Origin of the sequence: Pseudomonas sp. SIMBA_041, from assembly GCF_046535095.1 — a bacterium.
GTDB lineage: Bacteria > Pseudomonadota > Gammaproteobacteria > Pseudomonadales > Pseudomonadaceae > Aquipseudomonas > Aquipseudomonas mucoides.
In genome coordinates, this window is the sequence record NZ_JAWRXJ010000001.1 from 224,929 (window position 1) to 251,023 (window position 26,095).

Here is a 26,095-nt window from a genome sequence, read left to right on the forward strand (position 1 = left end):
AGACATACCGCTATCGCGAGCAGGCTCGCTCCCACTGGGTTTTGTGTGGTGTCAGATGAGCTCGCCGCAGAGGTCGAGTTCTACGAGGCGACGCACTTCTGCGTTATCCAGCCCCGAACCCAACAACGCATGCAACTTGCCGAACGCCGCCTCGCGGGTCATGCCGCCACCCGACAGCACGCCAACGCCACGCAAACGGCTGCCGGCCTCGTACACATCCAGCTCAACACCACCTTCATGGCATTGCGTCACCGCAACAACCACAACACCCTTGTCCCGCGCCCGCTCCAGGCTGGCGAGAAACTCGGGGTTATCACTCGGGCCGGTGCCACTGCCGTAGCACTCCAGTACCAGACCCTGAATGCCGCTGGCGAACAAACCGTCAAGAATCTCAGCGCCGATACCAGGGAACAACGGCAGTACGGCGACTTTCGCCAGTTGCTTGGGCTGGTTATAGGTCAGCGATGTCGGCAGGGAAGCAGCTTTCACACCGCCACCCTGACGCTCAAGCCGCTTGAACGGATGGCGACCGAAACTGCGCACTTTCGCGCAACGGGTCGGGTCCAGCAGTTCGCCGTGGAAGTACAGATGAACGCCCGGCGCCAGGCCATGGCCAAGGGCAACCAGCGCACCGCTGAGGTTTTCCCAGGCATCGCTGTCGGTTACGCCGGCCGGCAGCATCGAGCCGGTGAAACACACGCGGGCATGCAGGCCGAGCCATTGAAAACTCATGGCCGCCGCGCTGTAGGCGAGGGTGTCGGTGCCGTGCAGGATCAGCACGCTGTCGCAGCCCTGAACATCAACAGCGTCGACCACGGCTTCGCGCAGTTGCTGCCAGTACGTCGGGGTCATGTTGGCGCTGTCAATCAGCGGCGACATCTCGCGAAAGCGCCACTGCGGCACCACCAGTTCAGGCTGACTGTGCAGGTATTCACGCATCCGCGCTTCGAAACCGGACGCCGGGGCCAGGCCGTGGGCGCTGGCTTGCATACCGATGGTGCCACCGGTGTAGAGCACCATGACGTGCTGGGCGGCAGGGTAGGTCGAGGAATTCATGGAAGTTCTCCGAGAACAATGAGTTCCTGTGGGAGCGAGCAAGTCGAATCGTCGCACCGTCGCTCCCACATGGGATACCGCACTTTAACCGATCAGCGTTGCGCTGCGGGTACGCCTTGTGGCTCGGCTTCAGCCTTGGTGGCCGCCGCTGGCGGGTTGGCCGGCCAGGCTTTCAGGTCCAGGTCCAGATCCGGGAACTTGCTCGAATCGAACACCGGGGTCTTGATCCCGGCAGCACGCTGGTCATCGTAGTCACGCAGGATGCGCATGCCGACCTTGAACAGCAGGAACAGCGCGATCAGGTTCACGAACGCCAGCAGGGTCATGGTGATGTCGGCGAAGGCGAACACGGTGCTCAGGTTTTCGATGGCGCCCCAGAAGATCAACACCAATACCAATGCGCGGTAGCCGATCAGCGCCTTGCGGTTTTCACCGATCAGGAAGCGCAGGTTGCTCTCGCCCAGGTAGTAGTTGTAGAGAATCGAGGTAAACACGAACAACGACAGGGCCACGGAAATGAACATCCGGCCCCAGTCACCAACGACCGCTGCCAGCGAGTTCTGGGTCAGGGCAATGCCGTCGCCTTCGAAGCCCGGGGTGTAGAAGCCCGAGAGCAGAATCAGCAGCGCGGTGCAGGTGCAGATCACGAAGGTGTCGAGGAACACGCTGAACGCTTGAACGACACCCTGAGCAACCGGGTGTTCGACCGACGCGACTGCCGCCACGTTAGGCGCACTGCCCAGGCCCGCTTCGTTGGCAAACACGCCACGCTTCACGCCCATGACAATCGCGCTGCCGATCAGGCCGCCAAACGCCTGGTCGAGACCGAATGCGCTTTTAACGATGGTCATCAACATCGCCGGCACGTGATCGAATTGCAGCACGATCACGTAAATGGTCACGCCGATGTAGACCAGGGTTTTCACCGGCACCAACAGGTCGGCGACCTTGGCGATGCGCTTGATCCCGCCGATGAACACCAGGCCCAGCAATACCGCCAGCGCGATGCCGGTGTAAGTGGTGTCGAGGCCGAAGGCGTTGTTCAGCGAGTGGGTCACGGCGTGGGATTGCAGGCCGTTGAAGGCGAAGCCGAAGGTGATCAGCAGCAGGAACGCCATGATCATGCCCAGCCAGCGTTTTTGCAGGCCGTGCTGGATGTAATAGGACGGGCCGCCACGGTAGGTGCCGTCGGAGTCGCAGCGCTTGTAGAGCTGGCCGAGGGAACATTCGAAGAAGCTGCTGGACATGCCGACCAGCGCGGTCACCCACATCCAGAACACCGCACCGGGCCCGCCCAGGGTCACGGCAATCCCGACACCGGCGATGTTGCCCGCGCCGACGCGGCCGGCGAGGCTGAGCATCAAGGCCTGGAACGAACTGAGTTGCCCGGCGCTGCTTTTGAGGCTGTCGCCGAAGACCGCGAACATGTGGAAGAAGTGGCGCAATTGAACGAAACGCGAGCGGATCGTGAAGTAGCTACCGAGCCCGACAATGAGCACGATCAGTACTTTCCCTGAGAGGAAGTCGTTAATGACTTCGAGCATGGATTATTCCTCGCTGTTTTTTGTGTAGGCAAATGTTGGGCAGGCAGCAACATCGAGTTACACCGCTGTGCGCGTGGCACAACAGGTGAGGCGCGTGTTCGTCCCGGTCCCATTTCGCAGGTTTGTTATTAGTTCGGGTTTCGCATGGGTTTGGGCCTCGTTACCGACGACCGCTCATGCGAAGAGGGGCGGCACTATACCTAGGAGAGTGCCGTCCGTCTGCACAGTTGTGGTGCAAGCGATGACGAGAAGCCTTTGAAACACCTGACATTTTTGCGCCAGGCTTGTGTAGGCGTGAGCCTGCTCGCGATGCAGACACTGCGGTATTTCAGTGACACCGCGTTATCGTTCATCGCGAGCAGGCTCACTCCTACAGAAGACGGTTGTTCTTTCAAAAGTTAAAAAAAAGGGCCTGGGGAAATATCCCCAAGCCCTCAAAAGGTGAGAGGTGTCTAGTCCCTCGACCTGGTGAGCGGTGCTACAAGTAACGCGTCCGTTCAGGCTTTAAGCGGAACCAGACGCGGAGCAATCATGTTTTCCGGGCGCAGGATGTCGGCGAGCATGGCGTCGTCGAGCAAACCTTCTTCGCGCACCAGTTCCAGCACGCCGCGGCCGCTTTCGAGGGCGATACGGGCGATGCGGGTGGCGTTTTCATAGCCGATGTACGGGTTCAGTGCGGTGACCAGGCCGATCGAGTGCTCGACCAGTTCGCGGCAACGCTCTTCGTTCGCGGTGATGCCGGTGATGCAGTGCTCGCGCAGCATGTCCATGGCGCGTTGCAGCAGACGGATCGAGTCGAAGATCTTGAACGCGATCAGCGGCTCCATCACGTTCAGTTGCAACTGGCCGCCTTCGGCCGCGATGGTCAGCGCCAGGTCGTTACCGATGATCTGGAATGCCACCTGGTTAACGGCTTCCGGAATAACCGGGTTGACCTTGCCTGGCATGATCGAGCTGCCTGGCTGACGCGCTGGCAGGTTGATTTCGTTGATGCCGGTGCGTGGGCCGCTGGACAGCAGGCGCAGGTCGTTGCAGATCTTCGACAGTTTGACCGCGGTACGCTTGAGCATGCCGGAGAACAGTACGAAGGCGCCCATGTCGGACGTGGCTTCGATCAGGTCGGCGGCCGGAACCAGCGGTTGACCGCTGATCAGGGCCAGGCGCTGAACGGCCAGGTGCTGGTAACGCGGGTCGGCGTTGATGCCGGTACCGATCGCCGTACCACCCAGGTTCACTTCGGTCAGCAGCTCGGGTGCCAGTGTTTTCAGACGCGCCAGGTCTTCGCCCAGGGTCGTGGCGAAGGCACGGAATTCCTGGCCCAGGGTCATCGGCACGGCGTCTTGCAGCTGGGTACGACCCATCTTCAGGACGTGGCTGAATTCTTCACCTTTGGCGGCGAACGACTGGATCAGGCTGTCGAGGCTGGCCAGCAACGCGTCGTGACCCAGCAGCAGACCCAGGCGGATCGCCGTCGGGTAGGCGTCGTTGGTCGACTGCGCCATGTTCACGTCGTTGTTCGGGTGCAGGTATTGGTATTCGCCTTTCTGGTGACCCATGGCCTCCAGTGCGATGTTGGCGATGACTTCGTTGGCATTCATGTTGGTCGAAGTGCCAGCGCCGCCTTGAATCATGTCCACCACGAACTCTTCGTGGAAATCGCCGCGGATCAAACGTGCACAGGCTTCGCTGATGGCAGCGTGCTTGGCTTCGCTCAGGTGACCCAGTTCGCGGTTGGCGTCAGCGGCGGCCTGTTTGACCATCGCCAGACCGACAACCAGCTTCGGGTAATGCGAAATCGGAACGCCCGAGAGGCGGAAGTTATTCACCGCTCGCAGGGTCTGGATGCCGTAATACGCTTGCGCAGGTACTTCGAGTACGCCAAGCAGGTCTTTTTCTGTGCGGAAAGATGCAGCGGAGGACATGATAGAAATCATCTCGATATGGACCCGGTCTGTGCCGGAACACTGCAAATGCTAGGCTTGTGGAGAATTTTCGGCCAATGCTGTTAAACACTGGCCTATGCACATTCGGCATAATGCCCATGTGACGCCGCGTCTGTGGCGAGCGTGTGACCTAAATTGGTGCGTGTCCGGGAGGGCGTGATGAATCTGGAAAGTAAATGGCTTGAGGACTTCAGCGCCCTGGCCGCCACTCGCAGCTTCTCCCAGGCTGCCGAACGACGCTTCGTGACGCAACCGGCGTTCAGCCGGCGGATCCGCAGCCTTGAAGCCGCGCTGGGGTTGCAACTGGTCAATCGCTCGCGCACGCCTATCGAGCTGACGGCGGCGGGGCAATTGTTTCTGGTGACGGCGCGGACCGTGGTCGAACAGCTGGGCGAAGTACTGCGCCATCTTCATCACCTCGAAGGCGGGCAGGGCGAAGTCATGCAAGTCGCCGCCGCTCACTCATTGGCGCTGGGCTTCTTTCCGCGCTGGATCGCGCAGCTGCGTAACGAAGGTTTGAACATCGCGACGCGTCTGGTCGCGACCAACGTCGGCGACGCGGTGCATGCCCTGCGTGAAGGCGGTTGCGATTTGATGCTGGCGTTCTACGACCCGGATGCGGCGTTGCAGATGGACCCGGAAATCTTCCCTTCGCTGCACCTCGGCCATACCGAAATGCTCCCGGTGTGCGCGGCGGATGCGGACGGCAAGCCGTTGTTCGATCTGGAAGGCGAGGGCAGCGTGCCTTTGCTCGCCTACAGCGCTGGCGCGTTTCTCGGTCGTTCGGTGAACATGCTGTTGCGCCAGCGGGCGCTGCGCTTCACCACTATTTATGAAACCGCCATGGCCGACAGCCTGAAAAGCATGGCGCTGGAAGGCTTGGGGATTGCCTGGGTGCCACAACTCAGTGTGCGCGCCGAACTGGCTCGGGGTGAGCTGGTGGTGTGTGGTGGCCCGCAATGGCATGTGCCGCTGGAAATTCGCCTGTACCGCTGCGCACTGGTGCGCAAGGCCAACGTGCGATTGCTGTGGCGCAAGCTCGAAGGCGGCGCCGCGCAAGGCACTTGAACACACCGACGCTCCCACAAGGGATTTGTGGTGTAGTTGGCTGACTCGCAAGTCAATAAAACCGGCCCTTTGCGCCGTATGACAGATGGTCGTTTCGGGGGCTGTTTATCTGTGTCATTACGGTATACTGCGCGGCCTTCGGCCGGTTCGCCCGGCCATAATTCGTACAATCAAGCCACGCATCCTGCGTGGCTTGTTGTTTTTTGACGCGCCTGCGGGCGCCCAGAGAGAAGAGGCACGACGATGAGTGCACTGGTTGGCGTGATCATGGGCTCCAAGTCCGATTGGTCCACCCTTAGCCACACCGCCGATATGCTGGAAAAGCTCGGCATCCCTTACGAGGTGAAAGTGGTCTCTGCCCACCGCACCCCGGACCTGCTGTTCCAGTACGCCGAAGAGGCTGAGGCCCGTGGCATTGAGGTGATTATCGCCGGTGCCGGTGGCGCAGCCCATTTGCCAGGCATGTGTGCGGCCAAGACCCACCTGCCGGTGCTGGGCGTGCCGGTGCAGTCGGCGATGCTGTCCGGCGTCGATTCGCTGCTGTCCATCGTGCAGATGCCGGCCGGCATCCCGGTTGCGACCCTGGCCATCGGCAAGGCTGGCGCGATCAATGCCGCGCTGCTGTCGGCGAGCATCCTGGGCGCCAAGCACCCGCAGTTCCACGAAGTGCTGAAAACTTTCCGTGCTGAGCAGACAGACAGCGTCCTGGACAATCCAGACCCACGCATCGCCTGAGGTTGTTGACGATGAAGATCGGTGTAATCGGTGGCGGCCAGTTGGGTCGCATGTTGGCGCTGGCGGGCACCCCGCTGGGTATGAACTTCGCTTTCCTGGACCCCGCGCCGGATGCTTGCGCAGCCGCGTTGGGCGAACACCTGCGGGCCGATTACGGCGATCAGGATCACCTGCGTCAGCTCGCCGATGAAGTCGATCTGGTGACCTTCGAGTTCGAAAGCGTCCCGGCCGAAACCGTGGCGTTCCTCTCGCAATTCGTGCCGGTCTACCCGAGCGCCGAAGCCCTGCGCATTGCCCGTGATCGCTGGTTCGAGAAGAGCATGTTCAAGGACCTGGGGATTCCGACCCCGGCGTTCGCCGACATCCAGTCGCAAGCCGATCTGGACGCCGCCGTGGCTTCGATCGGTCTGCCGGCCGTGCTGAAAACCCGCACCCTGGGTTACGACGGCAAGGGCCAGAAAGTCCTGCGCAAACCGGAAGACGTGGTCGGCACCTTCGTCGAGCTGGGCAGCGTTGCTTGCCTGCTGGAAGGCTTCGTGCCGTTCACTGGCGAAGTGTCGCTGATCGCCGTGCGCGCTCGCGATGGCGAAACCCGCTTCTATCCACTGGTTCACAACACCCACGACAGCGGCATCCTCAAGCTGTCCGTGGCCAGCACCGATCACCCGCTGCAAGCCCTGGCGGAAGACTATTCCAGCCGCGTGCTCAAGCAGCTGGAGTATGTCGGCGTGATGGCGTTCGAATTCTTTGAAGTCGACGGGGGTCTCAAGGCCAACGAAATCGCCCCGCGCGTACACAACTCCGGGCACTGGACCACCGAAGGCGCCGAGTGCAGCCAATTCGAAAACCACCTGCGCGCCGTTGCCGGTCTGCCGCTGGGTTCGACGGCCAAAATCGGTGAAAGCGCGATGCTCAACTTCATCGGCGTTGTACCGCCGGTGGAGAAGGTGATCGCGATTGCCGATTGCCATCTGCACCACTACGGCAAGGCGTTCAAGGCCGGTCGCAAGGTTGGTCACGCCAACCTGCGCTGTGCAGACCGCGAGACACTGGCGGCACAGATCCTCAAGGTCGAAGCGCTCATCGCCGAATAAGATAGTTTCATGTGGCCGCGGCGGAACCATTCTGGGGCCGCCGTTCTCTCATGGCAGGATGCCAAAGTCTGACTAGGCTTTCGCATAACCAACCAATCAGAGGGAAATGCCATGGGAATTATCGGAACCATCTTTATCGGCTTGATCGTTGGCCTGCTGGCTCGGTTCCTGAAACCGGGCGATGACAGCATGGGCTGGATCATGACCATCCTGCTCGGTATCGGCGGTTCGCTGGCGGCCACTTACGGCGGCCAGGCTCTGGGCATCTACCACGCGGGCGAAGGCGCTGGTTTCATCGGTGCGCTGGTTGGCGCGGTGGTGTTGCTGGTGATCTACGGTTTGATCAAAAAGAACTGATCCAAAGCGACAAAGCCCCCTCTGCGCCGCACGCAGAGAGGGCTAGAATGCTCGGCGACTTATCGCCTCTTCCTTTACCGAGCACCTCAATGCGCCGTCTTCTGTTGACTCTCCTTTTTCTGGGCAGTGGTTTGGCCCATGCCGGCGAACTGCCGGAAACCGACTGGCTGGAACTGATGCCCAAGTCGGACCAGAAAGCCCTCGAAGCCATGCCCGAAATCGACCACAACTCCCCTGAAGGCGATGGCACCTTTACTGCGAAAGGTGGCATGAAGCAGAGCAAAGGCTTGCCGGCGGTGATGTATTCGACCAAGACCGTGCCGTCGATGAACGACAAGAACATCCGCATCGGGGGTTACCCGGTGCCGCTTGAGTCCGACGCCAAGGGCCGCAGCACGCTGTTCTTCCTCGTGCCTTACCCGGGCGCCTGCATCCACGTGCCGCCACCGCCGCCGAACCAGTTGGTGCTGGTGCGTTATCCGAAGGGGTTGAAGCTGGATGACATCTATACACCACTGTGGGTAACCGGCACGTTGAAGATCGAGAAGGTCAACAACGACCTGGCTGATGCGGCGTATGCGCTGGATGCGGCGAAGGTGCGGGTAGTAAAAGAATCGGATCTGTAGGTGATCAAAATGTCGGAGTGAGCCTGCTCGCGATGGCGGTGTAACAGTCAACATTGATGTTGGATGTTATGGCTTCGTCGCGAGCAAGCTCGCTCCCACATTGTTTTGCAGTGTTAGAGGGATTTGCTGGCGATGCTTACGCCCAAGGTATGGCTGGCACCCGGTGCCAGTGTCACCACATCACCCATCACATTCGCCGTCTCGATGCACAGCATCCGCTGCCAGCCATCGTCGGCCATGTCGCTGAACGCTGCCGCACGCTCGATCCACGGGTTCCAGATCACCGCTGCGCGCGACCCGCTGCTGGTCAGCTCGATGCGTCGCTCCCACGCCGGATCGACAATGCTCAGCGTCGTCGGGGGATCGAGGTAAATGCGATCAGTCTCGCCGGTAAACTGCAGGTCACCAGACTGAGTGACGGTTTTCCAGTCATCCAGCGTCTCGATGTAGCTCAAGCCATCCAGCCCTTCAACCTGCACGTTGCGTACATCGCTGACCGCGAAATAACTGTGCAGCGCCTGGCTGAGGGTGACGGTATCCGTGCCCTGGTTATGGCTGGTCAGGCTGATGTGTAGTTGCTCATCCAGACGAATGCTCAGCTTCAAATCCACCTGATGCGGCCACTGCGCAAAGCCACCTTCAGGGTAGGGCAGGACAAATTCCACCTTGAGGCTTTCGCCTTCGGCCTCAATGCCGCCCAACTCCCAATCCATTGCCCGGACAAAACCGTGGGCGCTCGGCGCTTCATGGCTGACGCGCATCGCCTGAACGCTCTGCGGGTTGCGTGCAAGGTTGCCGAACCACGGCCAGCACACCGGCATGCCGGCGCGGATGCTCTTGCCGGTCTTGAACACGGCCTCATCGTTGAGCCAGATCAGCGGCGGTTGGCCGGCCAATTGATAACTGAGGATGTGCGCGCCTTGCTGGGCGACCAGCAATTCAGCCTGGCCGTGGCGGATGCGCCAGCAGTTCAGTTCATCCAGTTTCACGGCTTCAACGTTGGGCGTGTTCATGGGACAACTCTCGATCGGGAACAATGACTGCAATGGACCGCAAAACCGCCTCAGCGTTTAACGCGCGCGGGGCGGAACCGAGCGAGTACGGCCGCTGCCGTCGATGGCGACGAACACAAACACCGCTTCAGTCACTTTACGCCACTCGCTGGACAGCGGATCGTCGCTCCAGACCTCGACCATCATCTTGATCGAGCTGCGGCCGATTTCCAGGGCCTGGGTATAAAAGGAGAGCTGGGCGCCCACCGCCACTGGAACCAGGAACGCCATGCGATCAATCGCAACGGTGGCAACACGCCCGCCAGCAACCTTGCTGGCCATGGCGGTGCCGGCCAAATCCATCTGCGCCACCAGCCAGCCGCCGAAAATATCGCCGAAGCCGTTGGTTTCGCGAGGAAGCGCGGTGATTTGCAGGGCCAGATCGCCTTGCGGGATTGGATCTTCTTGTTCGAGCTCTATCATGCCGGGGGTGCCTCTGACCCGTGACTCTTCGTTGGTACTTCAGGTGAATAGCCGCTTTCAAGAAAAACGATTCAGCCCCGAACATACTACGTTCGTCACGTTTTTCGTAAGGCGCCTAAAGGGAAACTCTGCGAAATCGACTGGTAGAGCCAGCAGCGTCTTCGCACAGCAACCCTTTCAAACTGTTGCAAGATCCCGAGTATATCGGTCGGTAGACTCCGAGACGACCGCCGGGTTCTCATTTTGACCGTCAAAAACGCACCTCTATGTGCTTTTTCGAACAATTTGTTATGGTGCCGGACCTGCCCAAGCCTCCGCCAGCGTTGTTGAGGTTGCAGATTCGACTATAAGAGAAGCCCTTGCCATGACCACAGCGCCCTCGAGCATCGCGCAGCCGACTCAACCCGCACGTCCCTTGACCCGCAACGACTACAAGACTCTATCGCTGTCTGCCCTGGGCGGTGCGTTGGAGTTCTACGACTTCATCATCTTCGTGTTCTTCGCCACGGTGGTGGGCAAACTGTTCTTCCCGGCGGACATGCCCGAGTGGCTGCGGCTGATGCAGACCTTCGGCATTTTCGCTGCCGGCTACCTGGCGCGCCCGTTGGGCGGCATCGTCATGGCGCACTTCGGCGACCTGCTGGGACGCAAGAAGATGTTCACCCTGAGCATCTTCATGATGGCGGTACCGACCCTGATCATGGGTTTGCTGCCGACTTATGCGCAGATTGGCATGTGGGCACCGATCCTCTTGCTGCTGATGCGGGTGATTCAAGGCGCAGCGATTGGCGGTGAAGTGCCCGGCGCGTGGGTCTTCGTTTCCGAACACGTGCCGCAACGGCATATCGGCTACGCCTGCGGCACCCTGACCAGCGGTCTGACGGCAGGCATTCTGCTGGGCTCGCTGGTCGCCACGGCGATCAACAGCATCTACACCCCCGTGGAAGTCTCGGATTACGCCTGGCGGATCCCGTTCCTGCTCGGTGGTGTGTTCGGCCTGTTCTCGGTGTACCTGCGCCGCTGGCTGCACGAAACCCCGGTGTTCGCCGAACTGCAACTGCGCAAGGCCCTGGCTGAAGAAGTGCCGCTACGCGCCGTACTGCGTGACCATCGCGGGGCGATCCTGATTTCCATGCTGCTGACCTGGCTGCTGTCCGCCGGCATCATCGTGGTCATCCTGATGACCCCGACCGTGTTGCAGACCGTTTACCACTTCTCGCCGACCACGGCGTTGCAGGCCAACAGCCTGGCGATTGTGTTCCTCAGCCTGGGCTGTGTGGCGTCCGGTGCGCTGGCGGATCGCTTTGGTGCCGGACGGGTGTTCGTGTTTGGCAGCGCCGCGTTGCTGATCAGCTCGTGGACGTTCTATCACAGCCTGTTCAATCACCCGGACTGGCTGTTTCCGATGTATGCCTTGACCGGTTTGCTGGTGGGCACCATCGGCGCGGTGCCGTACGTGATGGTGAAGGCCTTCCCGGCGGTGGTGCGGTTCAGCGGGTTGTCGTTCTCGTACAACCTGGCCTACGCGATTTTCGGTGGTTTGACGCCGATGGTGGTGACGTTGCTGCTGAAGGAGAGCCCGATGGGGCCTGCCTATTATGTGGCGATCATTTGCGGGGTCGGGATTGTGGTGGGTGGGTATCTCTGGAAGAAGGGGCGCTAACCGTCGCCATCAAGGCTTTCGCCAGCGCGAAAGCCTTGCCTCACACTCGCCTGACGGTAAACGTGCTCCGCGCATAAGCATGTCCTCTAAAGCATCCGCAGCCTGCTGCAATCCAACAACCTGGCAGTCAACCATCAGGTCCAGCAGCCAAAGTGCACCGTGTACCTGTAGCCCATCCTTTTGTGCCTGCTTTCTAAGTTTGCCGTCCCCCGTCAATAACGGTCGACCTGTTTGCTGAGCCAGTAGATAGCAGGAAACGTCTGCCAGAGAGCTGTTGTTATGTTCGATTTTCAGACTGAACAGCCGTGCCACTTCCGGACCCTCGAATGATTCGACTATTAACCCGTGGGCTAGCAATTCGTCGTGCGGAAAATCTTCGAGCTCGTGCAGTACGAAATCTGTGCAGCAAAGAGTGAACGGCAGTCTGAACATCTGTTCCAGCAGCCCTGCATTCCTGAAATCGATCCAGATATTCGTATCGCTGATGTAGATCAGAGTCATGCACTCTCCAGTGAGCCCAGGAAGTTGGGATCTAAAGCGCTCACTGGTTTGCGTAGAAGTTCAGCTGCACGGGATTTGGTGATCAATCCTTCGGCCAATCCCCAAAACACCAACGACTCAAAACGTTGTGGAGGTTTGCACGGCAATGGCTCTGGCTCGGCCTTGCGCCAGCCGTTCGAGCTGAATTGAATGGTGAGGGATTTGTAACCGCCGTCGCTGAGAAGATTTAAATCCTTGAGGCGCCGCAGTGCTGCGTGCATCGAAATTCCATATTGGCGCTTGGCGATGAGCAGTTCCCGGGGATGAACCCTGGAGCGAGGGTGGTTACCAAAGTCACTGGTGACACCTTTGGCCGGATAGAGGAAGGCCCCCGCGAAACGATGGCAGCAGTTTTCCTTTTCTCTTTCGGGCATTTCTTCGGGTAACTGCATGACCCAATGACCCAGCTCATGGGCAGCGGTGAAGCGTATGCGTTCGCCAGGACGCTCGGCGTTGAGCGCGATCAGGACATGACGACCGTCACCGGTAGCGGCGCAGGCCCCATCAAAGTCATCTGGCCCCATGAGCATGGCTACCTTGATGCTGTGCTCTTCCAATTGCTCGGTAAGGTTGGAGATGGGATCACTGCCGATCTTCCAGAACTCACGCAGTTGTTCGGCCGCGCGTTCAGCTTCCTCTATAGAGGAAACCGGTAGCATTTGCGCTGGGGTGGCCGGAGTATGGATGTCTGCCGGGTCGAAGCAATCCTCCAGAGCGATGTAGCGCTCGAGATGCTCACGAATCTGTTCTTCGACTTGAACCTGGCGGTACTTCGGCATTTTCGCCAGTTTGCGAAACTCTAACGGTGCAAGTGGCACAGCCTCCGCGCGGAAAAAGTACTCAGGACTGACCTCCAATACTTTTGCCATTTGTAACAGGCGTGCGGAGTTTGGAGTGCTTGACCCTTTCTCGTATTTGCTGAGGCCTTGCTTGGTGATATCGCCAAGCTTGAGTGCTAAAGCCTCTAGAGACATGCCCCGCAGTAGGCGGGCGCGGCGAATTCGGTCGTTAATCATGGGGTCCTCTCGTGGTTGACAAGGCTATCTTCTAGTTATGATTTGTCAACCTGCGCTGCAAGGCTGGATGTATCCGGCACTCGAATGCTGGCCTTTCATCCAATTGTCATATTTCAGCCATAGAGTGTTCACACGGCCTGCTGATACTTGGCCCCGACTTAACACACCCTATCTGCTAGGAGTAAGGCATGAAACTGAAGCGTTTGATGGCGGCAATGACTTTTGTCGCTGCTGGCGTTGCGACTGCCAATGCGGTTGCCGCTGTTGACCCTGCTATCCCGAGCTACACCAAGACCACTGGTGTGTCGGGCAACCTGTCCAGCGTCGGCTCCGATACCCTGGCCAACCTCATGACCCTCTGGGCTGAGAACTACAAAAAAGAATACCCGAACGTCAACATCCAGATTCAGGCCGCGGGCTCTGCCACCGCGCCACCTGCGCTGACTGAAGGTACCTCTAACCTGGGCCCGATGAGCCGCAAGATGAAGGACACCGAACTGGCTGCCTTCGAACAGAAGTACGGCTACAAGCCAACCGCTATCCCGGTTGCCGTGGACGCCCTGGCTGTCTTCGTTCACAAAGACAACCCGATCCAGCACCTGACCATGGAACAAGTCGACGCGATCTTCTCGTCCACTCGTCTGTGCGGCGCTAAAACCGACGTCAAAACCTGGGGCGACCTGGGCGTGACCGGCGACCTGGCCAACAAGCCGGTTCAACTGTTCGGTCGTAACTCGGTATCCGGCACCTACGGCTACTTCAAAGAAGAAGCCCTGTGCAAAGGCGACTACAAGCCAAACGTGAACGAACAACCTGGCTCGGCTTCGGTCGTGCAGTCGATCAGCTCCTCGCTGAACGGCATCGGTTACTCGGGCATCGGCTACAAAACGGCTTCCGTGAAGACAGTGGCTCTGGCCAAGAAGGGCAGCACTGAGTTCATCGAAGACAGCGAAGAAAACGCACTGAACGGCAAATACCCGCTGTCGCGTTTCCTCTACGTTTACGTCAACAAAGCCCCGAACAAGCCTCTGGCCCCGCTGGAAGCCGAGTTCGTGAAACTGGTTCTGTCCAAACAGGGCCAGGAAGTTGTAGTGAAAGACGGTTACATCCCACTGCCAGCCAAAGTCGCAGCCAAAGCACTGGCTGACCTGGGTCTGTCGGAAGGCGGCGCTGAAGTCGCAAAAAAGTAACAAATTGATTCGAGGTTAACCTCGGATCCTGTGGGAGCGTGGCTTGCCCGCGATGGCCGTAACCCGGTCTCCCGGCAAGCCAGGGCTCTTGCTCCCACACCCCCAAATTTCCGGTCCTCTGCCAGTTCCCGCTGGCGGCGGACTTGTTGCGTCACTGCATTGTCATCTTTCTGTCATACAGGATCGCTAGGGTGTGCGCATGAATGATCTGGCCAATTCCACCATGACTACGAATCCCCCCAAGCGAATTGATTTCAATACGCCTGAGCTGCAACGCAAGCGCCGCATTCGCGCGCTCAAAGATCGCCTGACCCGTTGGTACGTCCTTGTTGGCGGCCTCGCTGTCCTCGGCGCGATCACGCTGATTTTCTTCTTCCTTGCCTACGTCGTCGCGCCCCTGTTCCAGGGTGCCAACCTGACCGCCAAGGACGCCATCACGCCCGCCTGGATGCAAGACGCCGGCAAGCCGTTGATGATCTCCCTCGAAGAACAGAACCAGGTCGCCATGCGGGTTTCCGACAAGGGCCAGGCGCTGTTCTTTGATATCGACAGTGGCGCTGAACTCAAGCGATTCGATCTGCCGTTGCCCGCCGGTGTCAGCGTGACCTCCATCGGTGAAGACCAACCGGGCCATCCATTGGTGGCTGTGGGTCTGTCCAACGGTCAGGCACTGGTGTTCCGTCACACCTATAAAGTCAGCTACCCGGACGGCAAGAAAACCATCTCGCCGGCCATCGAATACCCGTATGGCCAGACGCCGATTGCCCTGAACGAAGCGGGCGGCGCGCTGGAGCACATCAGCCTCAACGCCAACGATTCGACGCTGATGCTGGTCGGCGCAACCGGTTCGCAACTCAATGTTTTGTCGCTGACCAGCGAAGAAAACATGATGACCGGTGAAGTCACCAACGAGCAGAAGCGTATCGACCTGCCGCAGATGACCGAGGCGGTGAAGAACATCTTCGTCGACCCGCGTCAGCAGTGGCTGTACGTGATCAACGGGCGTGCTCAGGCCGACGTGTTCAGTCTGCGCGACAAGAGCCTCAACGGTCGCTACAAACTGCTTGAAGACGGCGAAGCGCAAATCACTGCCAGTACCCAACTGGTGGGCGGTATCTCGCTGATCCTCGGCGACTCCAAAGGTGGTCTGGCCCAGTGGTTCATGGCGCGCGACCCCGACGGCGAGCTGCGCCTGAAGCAGATTCGTACGTTCCAGATGGGCACCACGCCAATTGTTGAAATCAGCGCTGAAGAACGTCGCAAAGGCTTCGTCGCCCTCGACGCCTCCGGCAAACTCGGCGTGTTCCACAGCACTGCTCACCGCACCTTGCTGGTGGATCAGGTCGTGGAAGGCCAGGGCCTGTTCGGTCTGTCGCCACGCGCCAACCGCATCATTGTCGAAGCGGGCGGCAAGATTCAGCCGCTGCTGCTGGACAACCCGCACCCGGAAGTGTCCTGGAGCGCGTTGTGGAGCAAGGTCTGGTACGAGAACTACGACGAGCCTAAATACGTCTGGCAATCGACCGCCGCCAACACTGACTTCGAACCGAAGATGAGCTTGTCTCCGCTGACCTTCGGTACCTTGAAGGCCGCCTTCTACGCCATGCTGCTGGCGGCACCGCTGGCCGTCGCTGCGGCGATCTACACCGCGTACTTCATGGCCCCGAGCCTGCGCCGCAAGGTCAAGCCGGTGATCGAACTGATGGAAGCGATGCCGACGGTGATCCTCGGTTTCTTCGCCGGCCTGTTCCTCGCTCCGTATGTAGAAGGGCATTTGCCGGGCATCTTCAGCCTGCTGATGCTCCTGCCGATCGGCATCCTGGTCGCCGGTTTCACCTTCAGTCGCCTGCCTGAGTCGATCCGCCTGAAAGTGCCGGACGGCTGGGAAAGCGCGATCCTGATCCCGGTGATCCTGTTTGTAGGCTGGCTCTCGCTGTACATGAGCCCGTACATGGAAACCTGGTTCTTCGGCGGCGACATGCGCATGTGGATCTCCCACGACCTGGGCATCACCTACGATCAGCGCAACGCACTGGTCGTCGGCCTGGCCATGGGCTTCGCGGTCATCCCGAACATCTACTCCATCGCCGAAGACGCCGTGTTCAGCGTACCTCGTGGCTTGACCCTCGGCTCCCTGGCCCTCGGCGCCACGCCGTGGCAGACCATGACCCGCGTGGTGATCCTCACCGCCAGCCCGGGCATCTTCTCGGCACTGATGATCGGCATGGGCCGTGCGGTCGGTGAAACCATGATCGTGTTGATGGCCACCGGTAACACCCCGGTCATGGAAATGAACCTGTTCGAAGGCCTGCGCACCCTGGCGGCCAACGTTGCGGTGGAAATGCCCGAATCGGAAGTCGGCGGCAGCCACTACCGCGTGCTGTTCCTCTCGGCGCTGGTGCTGCTGTTGTTCACCTTCATCATGAACACCCTCGCAGAACTGATTCGTCAGCGTCTGCGCAAGAAATACTCGTCGCTTTAAGAAAGGTAGAAGTCTGTGAAACAGAACTCCCTGAATGGATGGTTCAAGAGCGGCGCCCCGGGCGTCTGGATCAGCGGTGGCGCGGTGTCCATCGCGGTCATCATGACCATTGGCCTGCTGGCTGTGATTGCCGTGCGCGGCCTGGGTCACTTCTGGCCGGCGGATTTGATTCACGCCAGCTACGACGTGCCGGGCCAGGCCAATCACCTGGTCATCGGCGAAGTGGTACAGAAGGAAGAAGTGCCGCGTGAGCGCCTGAAAAGCGCTGGCCTGCCGGTACCCGATCAGGGCCCGGAGTTCATGACCCGCGAGCTGATCAAAGTCGGTAACCGTGACTTGAACGGCAACGACTTCACCTGGATCGTCGGCGAGTGGCTGACCAACCAGAAAAACCCGCCTGAGCTGATGACCATCGAGCGTCGCGAGTGGGGCAACTTCTACGGCTACCTGGTCAACCTCAAACAGGACGGCAAAGTCATCGCTGAAGGCGAAGCGGCCTGGCCGGAACTGCAGGCGCGTGTTGATCGCGTGAACAAGCTCGCGGCACAGCTCAAGACCCTGGAAAAGGTCGACATCGGCGCCATCAACTCGGGTCTGGAACGCATTCGTCTGCACGGTCGCAAACTGGAACTGGCCGGCAAACTCGACGCCGCCGCGCAAGCGGACATGGATGCCGAGCGCGCCGAGCTGAATGCACGTTATCAAGACATCGAAGCCCGTCTGAATGACCTGCACGCCCAGTTCAACCGCGACAGCCTCACGGCCCGCGATGCGAACGGCAAGGAAGTCGAAATCAGCATCGGCAAGGTGGTTCACGCTTACCAGCCGAACGCCATGGGCACGATGACCAAGGTCGGTTTCTACTTCAGCAAGGTCTGGGAATTCCTGTCCGACGACCCGCGTGAAGCGAATACCGAGGGCGGGATCTTCCCGGCGATTTTCGGCACCGTGATGATGACGTTGATCATGGCGATGATCGTGACGCCATTCGGCGTGCTGGCAGCGGTTTACCTGCGTGAATACGCCAAGCAGAACACGTTGACCCGGATTATCCGCATCGCGGTGAACAACCTGGCGGGCGTACCGGCCATTGTTTACGGCGTGTTCGGTCTGGGGTTCTTCGTTTATGTACTGGGCGGCTCGGTTGACCGGTTGTTCTTCCCTGAAGCCTTGCCGGCACCGACCTTCGGTACACCGGGTCTGCTCTGGGCCTCGCTGACCCTGGCACTGCTGGCCGTACCGGTGGTGATCGTGGCCACCGAAGAAGGCCTGGCGCGGATTCCTCGCACCGTGCGTGAAGGCTCGTTGGCCCTCGGCGCGACCAAGGCAGAAACCTTGTGGAAGATCGTGCTGCCGATGGCCAGCCCCGCGATGATGACCGGCATGATCCTCGCCGTGGCGCGTGCCGCCGGTGAAGTGGCGCCGCTGATGCTGGTGGGTGTGGTGAAACTGGCGCCGTCGCTGCCGCTGGATGGCAACTACCCGTACCTTCACCTTGACCAGAAGATCATGCACCTGGGCTTCCATATTTATGACGTCGGCTTCCAGAGCCCGAACGTCGAAGCCGCGCGGCCGCTGGTATACGCCACGGCACTGCTGCTGGTACTGGTGATCGCCACGCTGAACCTGTCGGCCGTCTACATCCGGAACCACCTGCGCGAGAAATACAAAGCGCTGGATAGCTAAGTTAATTGGTCGCCGCTGTCCCTTGTGGGAGCTGGTGTCAGACAGAGATTTTGAGTAAGCCGCTGGCCCGAATACCAAGCCAGCGGTTCAACGAACCGAATTTGTTAGCACAGGGAGCCTCCCATGCAGCACGAAACACATACCCACGGCATCAACATGTCGGCGTTGGGTCGCGACAAACAGAGCCTGAGTCTCGAGCAGGAAACCGTGGCCATTGAAGTGCCGGGCCTGAGCCTGTTCTACGGCGAGAAACAAGCGCTGTACGACGTCAGCATGAACATCCCGAAACAGCGTGTGACCGCGTTCATCGGCCCGTCCGGCTGCGGTAAATCCACGCTGCTGCGGACCTTCAACCGCATGAACGACCTGGTGGATGGCTGCCGTGTCGAAGGCGCGATCAACCTCTACGGCAACAACATCTACCGCAAGGGCGAAGACGTGGCCGAACTGCGTCGTCGCGTGGGCATGGTGTTCCAGAAGCCGAACCCGTTCCCGAAAACCATCTACGAAAACGTTGTGTATGGCCTGCGCATCCAGGGCATCAACAAGAAGCGCATCCTCGACGAAGCCGTTGAATGGGCGTTGAAAGGCGCGGCGCTGTGGGACGAGGTCAAGGACCGTCTGCATGAATCGGCACTGGGTCTGTCCGGTGGCCAGCAACAACGTCTGGTCATCGCGCGCACCATCGCCGTGGAACCGGAAGTGCTGCTGCTCGACGAACCGTGCTCGGCACTCGACCCGATCTCCACGCTGAAAGTCGAAGAGCTGATCTACGAACTGAAATCGAAATTCACCATCGTCATCGTGACCCACAACATGCAACAGGCCGCGCGGGTTTCCGACTACACGGCGTTCATGTACATGGGCAAACTGGTGGAATTCGGCGACACCGACACCCTGTTCACCAATCCGGCGAAGAAACAGACCGAAGACTACATCACGGGGCGGTACGGCTAGCCGTACAGCTGCAAGCCGCAAGCTTCAAGCGGCAAGAAAGAAGCGGTGCGATATCAGGACTTATACATAACTGCTTGAAGCTTGCAGCTTGAAGCTTGCAACTTTCGCGGAGCGAAACAGATGATTAGTAAAGAAGGCCTTACCCACCACATTTCCGCGCAGTTCAACGCCGAACTGGAGGAAGTGCGCAGCCACCTCCTGGCCATGGGCGGGTTGGTGGAAAAGCAGGTCAACGACGCGGTGACCGCGCTGATCGAAGCCGACTCCGGTCTGGCCCAGCAGGTTCGCGAGATCGACGACCAGATCAACCAGATGGAACGCAACATCGACGAAGAATGCCTGCGCATTCTGGCCCGTCGTCAGCCGGCAGCGTCTGACTTGCGCCTGATCATCAGCATCTCCAAGTCGGTCATCGACCTGGAACGCATCGGTGACGAAGCGACCAAGATTGCCCGCCGCGCCATTCAGTTGTGCGAAGAAGGCGAAGCGCCGCGCGGTTACGTCGAGGTTCGCCACATTGGCGATCAGGTGCGCAACATGGTGCGCGATGCGCTGGACGCGTTTGCCCGTTTCGACGCCGACCTGGCGCTGTCGGTGGCGCAGTACGACAAGATCATCGACCGCGAATACAAGACCGCCCTGCGTGAGCTGGCGACCTACATGATGGAAGACCCACGCTCTATCTCGCGGGTCTTGAGCATTATCTGGGTGTTGCGTTCGCTGGAACGGATCGGCGACCACGCGCGCAATATCTCGGAACTGGTGATTTACCTGGTGCGCGGCACCGACGTGCGTCACCTGGGCCTCAAGCGCATGAAAGAAGAAGTTGAAGGAACAAGCGGTGAAACCGCTAATGTTCCGGGCAAAGCTGACGATAAGTAAGACTGCCCAAGAAAAACGCCCGGTCCTTTGGCCGGGCGTTTTTGTGTGTGGTTTTCGACGTTACTAGCAGCACCCGCGAACGAAAAGTCCCGGCGTGACTGAAGGTTTTTGGCAATGTGCCATCAGCAAAACGGTATGCTTGCCGGGATTTTTTCGAGGGGTGATGGATGAGCAAGATCAGCGTGTTGGTGGTGGACGATGCAGCGTTCATTCGTGACCTGGTAAAGAAAGCCCTGCGCAACTACTTCCCGGGCATTCGCACGGAAGACGCGATCAACGGCAGAAAGGCTCAGGCCATGCTGGCCAAGGAGACGTTTGACCTGGTCCTGTGCGATTGGGAAATGCCGGAAATGTCAGGCCTGGAACTGCTGACCTGGTGTCGCCAGCAGGACCACCTCAAGACCATGCCCTTCGTGATGGTCACCAGCCGTGGCGACAAGGAGAACGTGGTCCAGGCGATTCAGGCCGGCGTTTCCGGCTACGTCAGCAAGCCCTTCACCAACGAACAACTGCTGACCAAGGTCAAGCAGGCGTTGAACAAGGTCGGCAAACTGGACGCCCTGATGAGCGGCGCGCCGGCGAAAATGAACTCGGCCTTCGGCAACGATACCCTCAGCGCCTTGACCGGCGGCAAACCGGCCGTGGTCGCACCGACGCCAGCTGCCGCCCCGTCTCGTGGTTTGCTCAACAGCCCACCGGTCAAGGCCCCGGCTGCCGTCGCGCCTGCCAGTGGTCGTGGTCAAGGCCAGCTGCGCTTGCCGAGCGGCATCCAGCAATGCGTGATCAAGGCCTTGAGCATCAAGGAAGCGCTGCTGGTGGTTAAGCGCACCGACACGCTGCCACAAATCCTCGACAGCGCGGTGCTCGACCTGGAGCAGGGCGAGAACGCTGAAATCGCGCGCCTGAACGGTTACCTGCACGCTGTCGTCGCCCATGAGCCGAAACCGGACAGCGACTGGTTGCAACTGACCTTCCGCTTCGTCGACCAGGACGCGCAAAAACTCGACTACATCTCCCGCCTGATTGCTCGTGGTACGGCACAGAAGCACTTCATTCCTGGCGCGTAATCTTCGTCGCCTGACAGTCCGCTTTCGCCAGCAGGCTCCCACACCGGAATGCATTCCCCTGTGGGAGCGAGCTTGCTCGCGATGGGGCCCTCAAAATCACCACATAGCTGGAGCGTGGGAACGATCATTTGAAACATCTGCCGACTCCTTGGGTCCATTGCAGCTGCTAGGCTCACCCCAAGGCCTTACTCGACAGAACCCTGCCCATGCTCGCGCGCCTGCTGTTTTTCTGTGGTCTGTTCATGGCCGCCACTTCGGCGATGGCCGTGACGGTCTACAAGTCCACCGACGCCAATGGCGTGGTCTCCTACAGTGACCGCCCCACGAAAGGCTCCGAGGTGTTCGTTTTTCGAGATCGCATGGATGAGCACCTTGAGCGTCAGGTGTACCTGGTTTTCCTGAAGAAGGACGGCGAGCACAGCGTGTACGTGCGCAATAACCTGTACGCGCCAGTGGAGATCGGCTTGAGTTTCGCCGGGTTGAAAAACGTCAGCGGCGCGCCGGGTAAACCGATTCGCAAGGTATTGCCGGCGCGCAGCAGCGTCCGTGTCGCAGTGCTCACCGCGACTCAGGCCGGAAGGCCGCTCGTGTACACCCCGAAGTTCAAATACGCCTTGGGCAACCCCTCAGGGTCTGCCATGGCCTATCGATACCCGTTCCCCTGGCGAGGCGGTCCGTTTCATGTGAGCCAGGGTGCCGAAGGCGCCTACAGCCACTTCGGGCCGAAGAGTCGCTACGCGATCGACATCGCCATGCCTGAAGGCACGCCGATCATCGCTGCGCGTGGCGGGGTGGTGGTGAAAACCGAGAGCGGGCAAACGGGGCGTGGCACCAATCCGTCGGGCAATTTCGTGCGGGTGCTGCACGATGACGGGACCATGGGCGTGTACCTGCACCTCAAGCAAGGTTCGGTCTGTGTTCGTGAGGGGCAGCGGGTGTCGGTGGGCAGTGCGTTGGCGCTGTCGGGCAACACCGGCAACAGCACCGGGCCGCACCTGCATTTTGTGGTGCAGCGCAATACGGGACTGGGGCTGGTGTCGATTCCGTACCAGTTCAAACAACCGATGGGGGTGTTGCCCAACTTTGTGTTGGGCAAGCAGTGATGTGTTGCCTGTACTGACGCCTTCGCGAGCAGGTTCGCTCCCACAGGTTTTGTGGTTTAGTCGAGCATTAACACCTTGGCCAGAATGATCTTCGGCCCTTTCATCTTCTTGATGATGATCCGCAAACCTTCGACTTCCAGCACTTCTTCCTCTTCCGGCACCCGCTTGAGGCTTTCGTAGACCAGCCCGGCGAGGGTTTCGGCTTCGACGTGATCCAGGTCGATGCCCAACAGGCGTTCGACCTTGAACAGCGGTGTATCACCGCGCACCAGCAGTTTTCCAGGCTGGTACGCGAGGATCCCGCGCTCGGCCTTGCGATGTTCGTCCTGAATGTCGCCAACCAGCACTTCCAGCACGTCCTCCATGGTCAGGTAGCCAATGACGTTGCCATCGGCCTCTTCCACCAGGGCGAAGTGCGAGCCGCCCTTGCGAAATTGCTCCAGCAGCTGCGACAACGGCATGTGCCGCGAGACGCGTTCCAGCGGCCGGGTCAGCTCAGCCAGGTTGAACGACTCGGGGATGTGATCCAGCGCCGCCAGCTCCAGCAGCAGGTCCTTGATGTGCAGCAGGCCGACGAACTCCTGTCGCTCGCTGTCGTACACCGGGTAACGGCTGAACTTGTGGCGACGGAACATCGCCAGGATCTCTTTCAGCGGTGCGTTGAACTCCAGCGTCACCAAGTCTTCCCGGGAATTGGCCCAGTCGACCACTTCCAGCTCGCCCATTTCCACAGCCGAGGCCAATACGCGCATGCCTTGGTCGCTCGGGTCCTGGCCACGGCTGGAGTGCAGGATCAGTTTCAGTTCTTCACGGCTGTAATGGTGCTCGTGATGCGGGCCGGGCTCACCCTGGCCGGCGATGCGCAGGATGGTGTTGGCGCTGGCGTTCAGCAGGTAGATCGCCGGGTACATGGCCCAGTAGAACAGGTACAGCGGCACGGCAGTCCATAGCGACAGCAGTTCCGGTTTGCGGATGGCCCAGGATTTCGGGGCCAGCTCGCCGACCACGATGTGCAGGTACGAAATGACGAAGAACGCGGCGAAGAACGAGACGCCTTTGATCACTTCGGCCGACTGCACGCCAACTGCTTCAAGCATCGGCTCGAGGATGTGCGCGAACGCCGGTTCACCGACCCAGCCAAGGCCGAGGGAGGCGAGGGTGATACCTAACTGGCACGCCGAGAGGTACGCATCGAGCTGACTGTGAACGGTGCGCAGGATATGTCCGCGCCAGCCGTTTTTATCGGCGATGGCCTCGACTCGCGTCGAGCGCAGTTTGACCATGGCAAATTCCGCCGCAACGAAAAATCCGTTGAGCAACACCAGGATCAGAGCAAAGAGAATCATGCCGAAGTCGGCGAATATTGTTGCGAGGGTCAAGCCAGGGGAAGGGTCCATGATGGGGTTTTGCGGGTTCCGTCTATTCAAAAAAAGGGGAGTAATGCGGTGCCTGAAGGGCAGGCACAAGTCAGCCAATGTAGCGGCTGACTCGGTGATTGCCTAGTGGCGCGTGCTGGCCGGTATCAGTCAGCGGTTCTCAGGACTTGGGATTTGGCCACCTGAGCCGGGGCAAAGTGGCAGGTGAAGGTGCTGCCGTGGCCTGGCACGCTGCTGATTTCCATCCGCGCGCGGTGGCGCAACAACACGTGTTTGACGATAGCCAGGCCCAGGCCGGTGCCGCCGGTGTTGGAATTGCGGCTGGAGTCGACGCGGTAGAAGCGTTCGGTCAGGCGCGGCAGGTGTTTGCTGTCGATGCCGATCCCGGAATCCTGCACGCTCAGGTGCGCGCCTTGCTCATCGGCCCACCAGCGAATGCGGATATTGCCTTCGGCCGGGGTGTATTTCACTGCGTTGAACACCAGGTTGGAAAACGCACTGCGCAGTTCCGCTTCGCTGCCCTTGAGCATGATCGTCGGGTCGGCTTCCAGGGTGATGCGCTGGTTTTTCTGCCCGGACAGCTGCTGAGCGTCGCTCTTGATCGACTGCAACAGGCTGTCAACGACCACGGGCTGGTTGTCCGACGGGTAATCGGTGGCTTCCAGCTTGGCCAGCAACAGCAAGTCATTGAGCAACGTCTGCATGCGACCGCCCTGTTGCTGCATCTGCTGCAAGGCACGGGTCCAGCGTGGGTTCACTTCATCGACGTTGTCGAGCAGGGTTTCCAGATAGCCACAGATCACCGTCAGCGGCGTGCGCAGCTCATGGGAGACGTTGGCGATGAAGTCTTTGCGCATCTGTTCCAACTGATGGATACGCGTGACGTCGCGCACCAGCATCAAGTGTTCATTGTTGCCGTAGCGGGTGATGTACAGCTGAATGCGCACGCGATCATTGGTCGGCGACGGGATTTCCAGCGGTTCGGCGTAGCTGTCCTGCTCGAAATATTCCTTGAAGCGCGGGTGGCGCACCAGGTTGGTGACCGGCTGACCGCTGTCTTGCGGGGTCTTGAGGCCGAGCAGGGTTTCGGCGGCGAGGTTCCACCATTCCAGGTTGCCGTCGCTGTCGAGCATGACCACCGCGTCTTTCAGCGCGGCGGTTGATTCCTGGATCCGGTCGATCACCGCTTGCAGACGCCCGCGTACCCGTTGGTCGCGACGTTGCAGGTGATAGATGCTGTCGAACACCTCGCCCCACAGGCCATAGCCATCGGGTGGTGCTTCATCGGCTGAGTGCAGGCGAAGCCATTCGTGCAAACGCAGCAGTTGCTTGAGGGTCCAGGCCAGGTAAAGGCCCAGCCCCGCGGCCAGGCTCCAGCCGTAGTAGCCGGTAATCAGGCCGATCACCAGGCAACCGGTGACCAGTAACAGCATGTGGCGAATCAGGGTGCCATGCCAGTTTTGGTTCACGGAAACGTGCGTCCTTGTCAGCTTGTCGGGCGGGTAAGGGCAGGGTCAGGCTTTGGTGGAAAAGCGGTAACCCGTGCCACGCACGGTTTGTACCAGATTTTCGTAAGCATCGCCGAGGGCCTTGCGCAGACGACGGATGTGCACGTCGACGGTACGCTCCTCCACATACACGTTGCCGCCCCAGACCTGATCCAGCAACTGGCCACGGGTGTAGGCGCGTTCCTGGTGAGTCATGAAAAATTGCAGCAGGCGGTATTCGGTCGGGCCCATTTCGGCCGGTTTACCGTCGATGGTCACGCGGTGACTGATCGGGTCCAGCAGCAGGCCGCCGACTTCAATCGGCGCTTCGCCATCGGTTGGGCCGGCACGGCGCAACACGGCTTTGAGGCGGGCGACCAGCTCTCGCGGGGAAAACGGTTTGGTGATGTAGTCGTCGGCGCCGACTTCCAGGCCCTGGATCTTGTTGTCCTCTTCGCCCTTGGCGGTGAGCATGATGATCGGGATGTCCCCGGTCAGCTCATCGCGCTTGAGGCGGCGGGCCAATTCGATACCGGAGGTGCCGGGCAGCATCCAGTCGAGCAGGATCAGGTCCGGCTTGCGGTCAACGATGATGGCATGGGCCTGCTGCGAGTTCTCGGCCTCCAGGCAGTCATAGCCGGCCATCTCCAACGCAACGGCGATCATTTCGCGAATGGGCGCTTCGTCGTCGACGATCAGAATGCTCCTGCCAACCATGCCTTAATCCTCTTGTCATTTAACTGTCTTG

At 59.9% G+C, this 26,095-nt stretch carries 23 protein-coding genes; 13 read left to right on the plus strand and 10 right to left on the minus strand.

Features of this window, described 5'->3' with window-relative positions; genetic code table 11:
• Window positions 1–51: 51 nt before the first annotated feature.
• From SB725_RS01045 to aspA, 3 genes are all read right to left on the minus strand, one after another.
• Window positions 52–1,056, minus strand: a complete 1,005-nt coding sequence (locus SB725_RS01045; RefSeq protein WP_027926286.1) for an asparaginase — start codon at window positions 1,054–1,056, stop codon at window positions 52–54.
• 92 nt (window positions 1,057–1,148) lie between these two features.
• Window positions 1,149–2,600: an alanine/glycine:cation symporter family protein gene (locus SB725_RS01050; protein ID WP_059181929.1), complete on the minus strand. Its 1,452-nt coding sequence runs from the start codon at window positions 2,598–2,600 to the stop codon at window positions 1,149–1,151.
• Between the two features lie 497 nt (window positions 2,601–3,097).
• Window positions 3,098–4,522 (minus strand): aspartate ammonia-lyase, encoded by a 1,425-nt coding sequence (aspA, locus tag SB725_RS01055; RefSeq protein WP_027926288.1) that lies wholly within the window; start codon window positions 4,520–4,522, stop codon window positions 3,098–3,100.
• A 180-nt stretch (window positions 4,523–4,702) separates the two neighbouring features.
• Between aspA and SB725_RS01060 the strand changes: the two genes are divergently transcribed.
• The 5 genes from SB725_RS01060 to SB725_RS01080 all read left to right on the plus strand — a co-directional run bounded on the left by SB725_RS01060 (window position 4,703) and on the right by SB725_RS01080 (window position 8,423).
• Complete coding sequence (locus SB725_RS01060; RefSeq protein ID WP_027926289.1) at window positions 4,703–5,611, plus strand: LysR substrate-binding domain-containing protein; 909 nt, start codon at window positions 4,703–4,705, stop codon at window positions 5,609–5,611.
• A gap of 243 nt (window positions 5,612–5,854) precedes the next feature.
• The gene (gene purE / locus SB725_RS01065) at window positions 5,855–6,346 is read left to right on the plus strand and encodes a 5-(carboxyamino)imidazole ribonucleotide mutase (RefSeq protein WP_008030713.1); all 492 of its coding nucleotides are present in this window, start codon (window positions 5,855–5,857) and stop codon (window positions 6,344–6,346) included.
• Window positions 6,347–6,357: 11 nt separating this feature from the next.
• A complete protein-coding gene (locus tag SB725_RS01070) occupies window positions 6,358–7,440 on the plus strand; it encodes a 5-(carboxyamino)imidazole ribonucleotide synthase (RefSeq protein ID WP_410921173.1) in 1,083 nt (360 codons plus the stop codon).
• 111 nt (window positions 7,441–7,551) lie between these two features.
• Window positions 7,552–7,797, plus strand: a complete 246-nt coding sequence (locus SB725_RS01075; protein ID WP_027926291.1) for a GlsB/YeaQ/YmgE family stress response membrane protein — start codon at window positions 7,552–7,554, stop codon at window positions 7,795–7,797.
• An 89-nt stretch (window positions 7,798–7,886) separates the two neighbouring features.
• On the plus strand, window positions 7,887–8,423 hold the full coding sequence (locus SB725_RS01080) for a DUF3299 domain-containing protein (protein ID WP_059181930.1): 537 nt from the start codon (window positions 7,887–7,889) through the stop codon (window positions 8,421–8,423).
• Window positions 8,424–8,536: 113 nt separating this feature from the next.
• Here the strand turns inward: SB725_RS01080 and SB725_RS01085 are convergent, their stop codons facing one another.
• Both SB725_RS01085 and SB725_RS01090 read right to left on the minus strand, forming a co-directional pair.
• Window positions 8,537–9,436 carry a D-hexose-6-phosphate mutarotase gene (locus SB725_RS01085; protein WP_194940495.1) on the minus strand — a complete coding sequence of 300 codons (900 nt, stop codon included), beginning with the start codon at window positions 9,434–9,436 and terminating at the stop codon, window positions 8,537–8,539.
• Window positions 9,437–9,493: 57 nt separating this feature from the next.
• Window positions 9,494–9,898, minus strand: coding sequence for an acyl-CoA thioesterase (locus SB725_RS01090; RefSeq protein ID WP_007942704.1), 405 nt, complete (start codon window positions 9,896–9,898; stop codon window positions 9,494–9,496).
• 364 nt (window positions 9,899–10,262) lie between these two features.
• Between SB725_RS01090 and SB725_RS01095 the strand changes: the two genes are divergently transcribed.
• Complete coding sequence (locus SB725_RS01095; protein ID WP_027926294.1) at window positions 10,263–11,561, plus strand: MFS transporter; 1,299 nt, start codon at window positions 10,263–10,265, stop codon at window positions 11,559–11,561.
• A gap of 9 nt (window positions 11,562–11,570) precedes the next feature.
• Here SB725_RS01095 and SB725_RS01100 read toward each other — a convergent pair whose 3' ends face one another.
• Both SB725_RS01100 and SB725_RS01105 read right to left on the minus strand, forming a co-directional pair.
• Window positions 11,571–12,062, minus strand: coding sequence for a type II toxin-antitoxin system VapC family toxin (locus tag SB725_RS01100; protein ID WP_059181931.1), 492 nt, complete (start codon window positions 12,060–12,062; stop codon window positions 11,571–11,573).
• The gene (locus tag SB725_RS01105) at window positions 12,059–13,117 is read right to left on the minus strand and encodes a helix-turn-helix domain-containing protein (RefSeq protein WP_059181932.1); all 1,059 of its coding nucleotides are present in this window, start codon (window positions 13,115–13,117) and stop codon (window positions 12,059–12,061) included. Before SB725_RS01105 ends, SB725_RS01100 begins: the two co-directional genes overlap by 4 nt.
• Before the next feature lie 188 nt (window positions 13,118–13,305).
• Between SB725_RS01105 and SB725_RS01110 the strand changes: the two genes are divergently transcribed.
• The 7 genes from SB725_RS01110 (at window position 13,306) to SB725_RS01140 (ending at window position 22,484) form a co-directional block, all read left to right on the plus strand.
• Window positions 13,306–14,307 (plus strand): phosphate ABC transporter substrate-binding protein PstS, encoded by a 1,002-nt coding sequence (locus tag SB725_RS01110; protein ID WP_027926297.1) that lies wholly within the window; start codon window positions 13,306–13,308, stop codon window positions 14,305–14,307.
• A gap of 199 nt (window positions 14,308–14,506) precedes the next feature.
• Window positions 14,507–16,789: an ABC transporter permease subunit gene (locus SB725_RS01115; RefSeq protein ID WP_027926298.1), complete on the plus strand. Its 2,283-nt coding sequence runs from the start codon at window positions 14,507–14,509 to the stop codon at window positions 16,787–16,789.
• Window positions 16,790–16,804: 15 nt separating this feature from the next.
• Complete coding sequence (pstA, locus tag SB725_RS01120) at window positions 16,805–18,475, plus strand: phosphate ABC transporter permease PstA (protein WP_059181934.1); 1,671 nt, start codon at window positions 16,805–16,807, stop codon at window positions 18,473–18,475.
• A gap of 123 nt (window positions 18,476–18,598) precedes the next feature.
• The gene (gene pstB / locus SB725_RS01125; RefSeq protein ID WP_027926300.1) at window positions 18,599–19,432 is read left to right on the plus strand and encodes a phosphate ABC transporter ATP-binding protein PstB; all 834 of its coding nucleotides are present in this window, start codon (window positions 18,599–18,601) and stop codon (window positions 19,430–19,432) included.
• A gap of 120 nt (window positions 19,433–19,552) precedes the next feature.
• Entirely contained in the window at window positions 19,553–20,314 is a 762-nt protein-coding gene (gene phoU / locus SB725_RS01130; RefSeq protein WP_008150055.1) for a phosphate signaling complex protein PhoU, read from the plus strand.
• Window positions 20,315–20,481: 167 nt separating this feature from the next.
• The gene (locus SB725_RS01135; RefSeq protein ID WP_027926301.1) at window positions 20,482–21,381 is read left to right on the plus strand and encodes a response regulator; all 900 of its coding nucleotides are present in this window, start codon (window positions 20,482–20,484) and stop codon (window positions 21,379–21,381) included.
• A gap of 206 nt (window positions 21,382–21,587) precedes the next feature.
• Window positions 21,588–22,484 carry a peptidoglycan DD-metalloendopeptidase family protein gene (locus SB725_RS01140; RefSeq protein WP_027926302.1) on the plus strand — a complete coding sequence of 299 codons (897 nt, stop codon included), beginning with the start codon at window positions 21,588–21,590 and terminating at the stop codon, window positions 22,482–22,484.
• 56 nt (window positions 22,485–22,540) lie between these two features.
• Here SB725_RS01140 and SB725_RS01145 read toward each other — a convergent pair whose 3' ends face one another.
• The 3 genes from SB725_RS01145 to phoB all read right to left on the minus strand — a co-directional run bounded on the left by SB725_RS01145 (window position 22,541) and on the right by phoB (window position 26,064).
• The gene (locus SB725_RS01145) at window positions 22,541–23,881 is read right to left on the minus strand and encodes a hemolysin family protein (protein WP_027926303.1); all 1,341 of its coding nucleotides are present in this window, start codon (window positions 23,879–23,881) and stop codon (window positions 22,541–22,543) included.
• Window positions 23,882–24,006: 125 nt separating this feature from the next.
• Window positions 24,007–25,293 (minus strand): phosphate regulon sensor histidine kinase PhoR, encoded by a 1,287-nt coding sequence (gene phoR / locus SB725_RS01150; RefSeq protein WP_231986536.1) that lies wholly within the window; start codon window positions 25,291–25,293, stop codon window positions 24,007–24,009.
• 81 nt (window positions 25,294–25,374) lie between these two features.
• Window positions 25,375–26,064 (minus strand): phosphate regulon transcriptional regulator PhoB, encoded by a 690-nt coding sequence (phoB, locus tag SB725_RS01155; protein ID WP_007896474.1) that lies wholly within the window; start codon window positions 26,062–26,064, stop codon window positions 25,375–25,377.
• Window positions 26,065–26,095 lie beyond the last annotated feature (31 nt).

Coding starts and splice junctions, on each gene's coding strand:
- SB725_RS01045 (WP_027926286.1), bottom strand. CDS start 1,056: ATGAATTCCTCGACCTACCCTGCCGCCCAGCACGTCATGGTGCTCTAC.
- SB725_RS01050 (WP_059181929.1), bottom strand. CDS start 2,600: ATGCTCGAAGTCATTAACGACTTCCTCTCAGGGAAAGTACTGATCGTG.
- aspA (WP_027926288.1), bottom strand. CDS start 4,522: ATGTCCTCCGCTGCATCTTTCCGCACAGAAAAAGACCTGCTTGGCGTA.
- SB725_RS01060 (WP_027926289.1), top strand. CDS start 4,703: ATGAATCTGGAAAGTAAATGGCTTGAGGACTTCAGCGCCCTGGCCGCC.
- purE (WP_008030713.1), top strand. CDS start 5,855: ATGAGTGCACTGGTTGGCGTGATCATGGGCTCCAAGTCCGATTGGTCC.
- SB725_RS01070 (WP_410921173.1), top strand. CDS start 6,358: ATGAAGATCGGTGTAATCGGTGGCGGCCAGTTGGGTCGCATGTTGGCG.
- SB725_RS01075 (WP_027926291.1), top strand. CDS start 7,552: ATGGGAATTATCGGAACCATCTTTATCGGCTTGATCGTTGGCCTGCTG.
- SB725_RS01080 (WP_059181930.1), top strand. CDS start 7,887: ATGCGCCGTCTTCTGTTGACTCTCCTTTTTCTGGGCAGTGGTTTGGCC.
- SB725_RS01085 (WP_194940495.1), bottom strand. CDS start 9,436: ATGAACACGCCCAACGTTGAAGCCGTGAAACTGGATGAACTGAACTGC.
- SB725_RS01090 (WP_007942704.1), bottom strand. CDS start 9,898: ATGATAGAGCTCGAACAAGAAGATCCAATCCCGCAAGGCGATCTGGCC.
- SB725_RS01095 (WP_027926294.1), top strand. CDS start 10,263: ATGACCACAGCGCCCTCGAGCATCGCGCAGCCGACTCAACCCGCACGT.
- SB725_RS01100 (WP_059181931.1), bottom strand. CDS start 12,062: ATGACTCTGATCTACATCAGCGATACGAATATCTGGATCGATTTCAGG.
- SB725_RS01105 (WP_059181932.1), bottom strand. CDS start 13,117: ATGATTAACGACCGAATTCGCCGCGCCCGCCTACTGCGGGGCATGTCT.
- SB725_RS01110 (WP_027926297.1), top strand. CDS start 13,306: ATGAAACTGAAGCGTTTGATGGCGGCAATGACTTTTGTCGCTGCTGGC.
- SB725_RS01115 (WP_027926298.1), top strand. CDS start 14,507: ATGAATGATCTGGCCAATTCCACCATGACTACGAATCCCCCCAAGCGA.
- pstB (WP_027926300.1), top strand. CDS start 18,599: ATGCAGCACGAAACACATACCCACGGCATCAACATGTCGGCGTTGGGT.
- phoU (WP_008150055.1), top strand. CDS start 19,553: ATGATTAGTAAAGAAGGCCTTACCCACCACATTTCCGCGCAGTTCAAC.
- SB725_RS01135 (WP_027926301.1), top strand. CDS start 20,482: ATGAGCAAGATCAGCGTGTTGGTGGTGGACGATGCAGCGTTCATTCGT.
- SB725_RS01140 (WP_027926302.1), top strand. CDS start 21,588: ATGCTCGCGCGCCTGCTGTTTTTCTGTGGTCTGTTCATGGCCGCCACT.
- SB725_RS01145 (WP_027926303.1), bottom strand. CDS start 23,881: ATGGACCCTTCCCCTGGCTTGACCCTCGCAACAATATTCGCCGACTTC.
- phoR (WP_231986536.1), bottom strand. CDS start 25,293: ATGCTGTTACTGGTCACCGGTTGCCTGGTGATCGGCCTGATTACCGGC.
- phoB (WP_007896474.1), bottom strand. CDS start 26,064: ATGGTTGGCAGGAGCATTCTGATCGTCGACGACGAAGCGCCCATTCGC.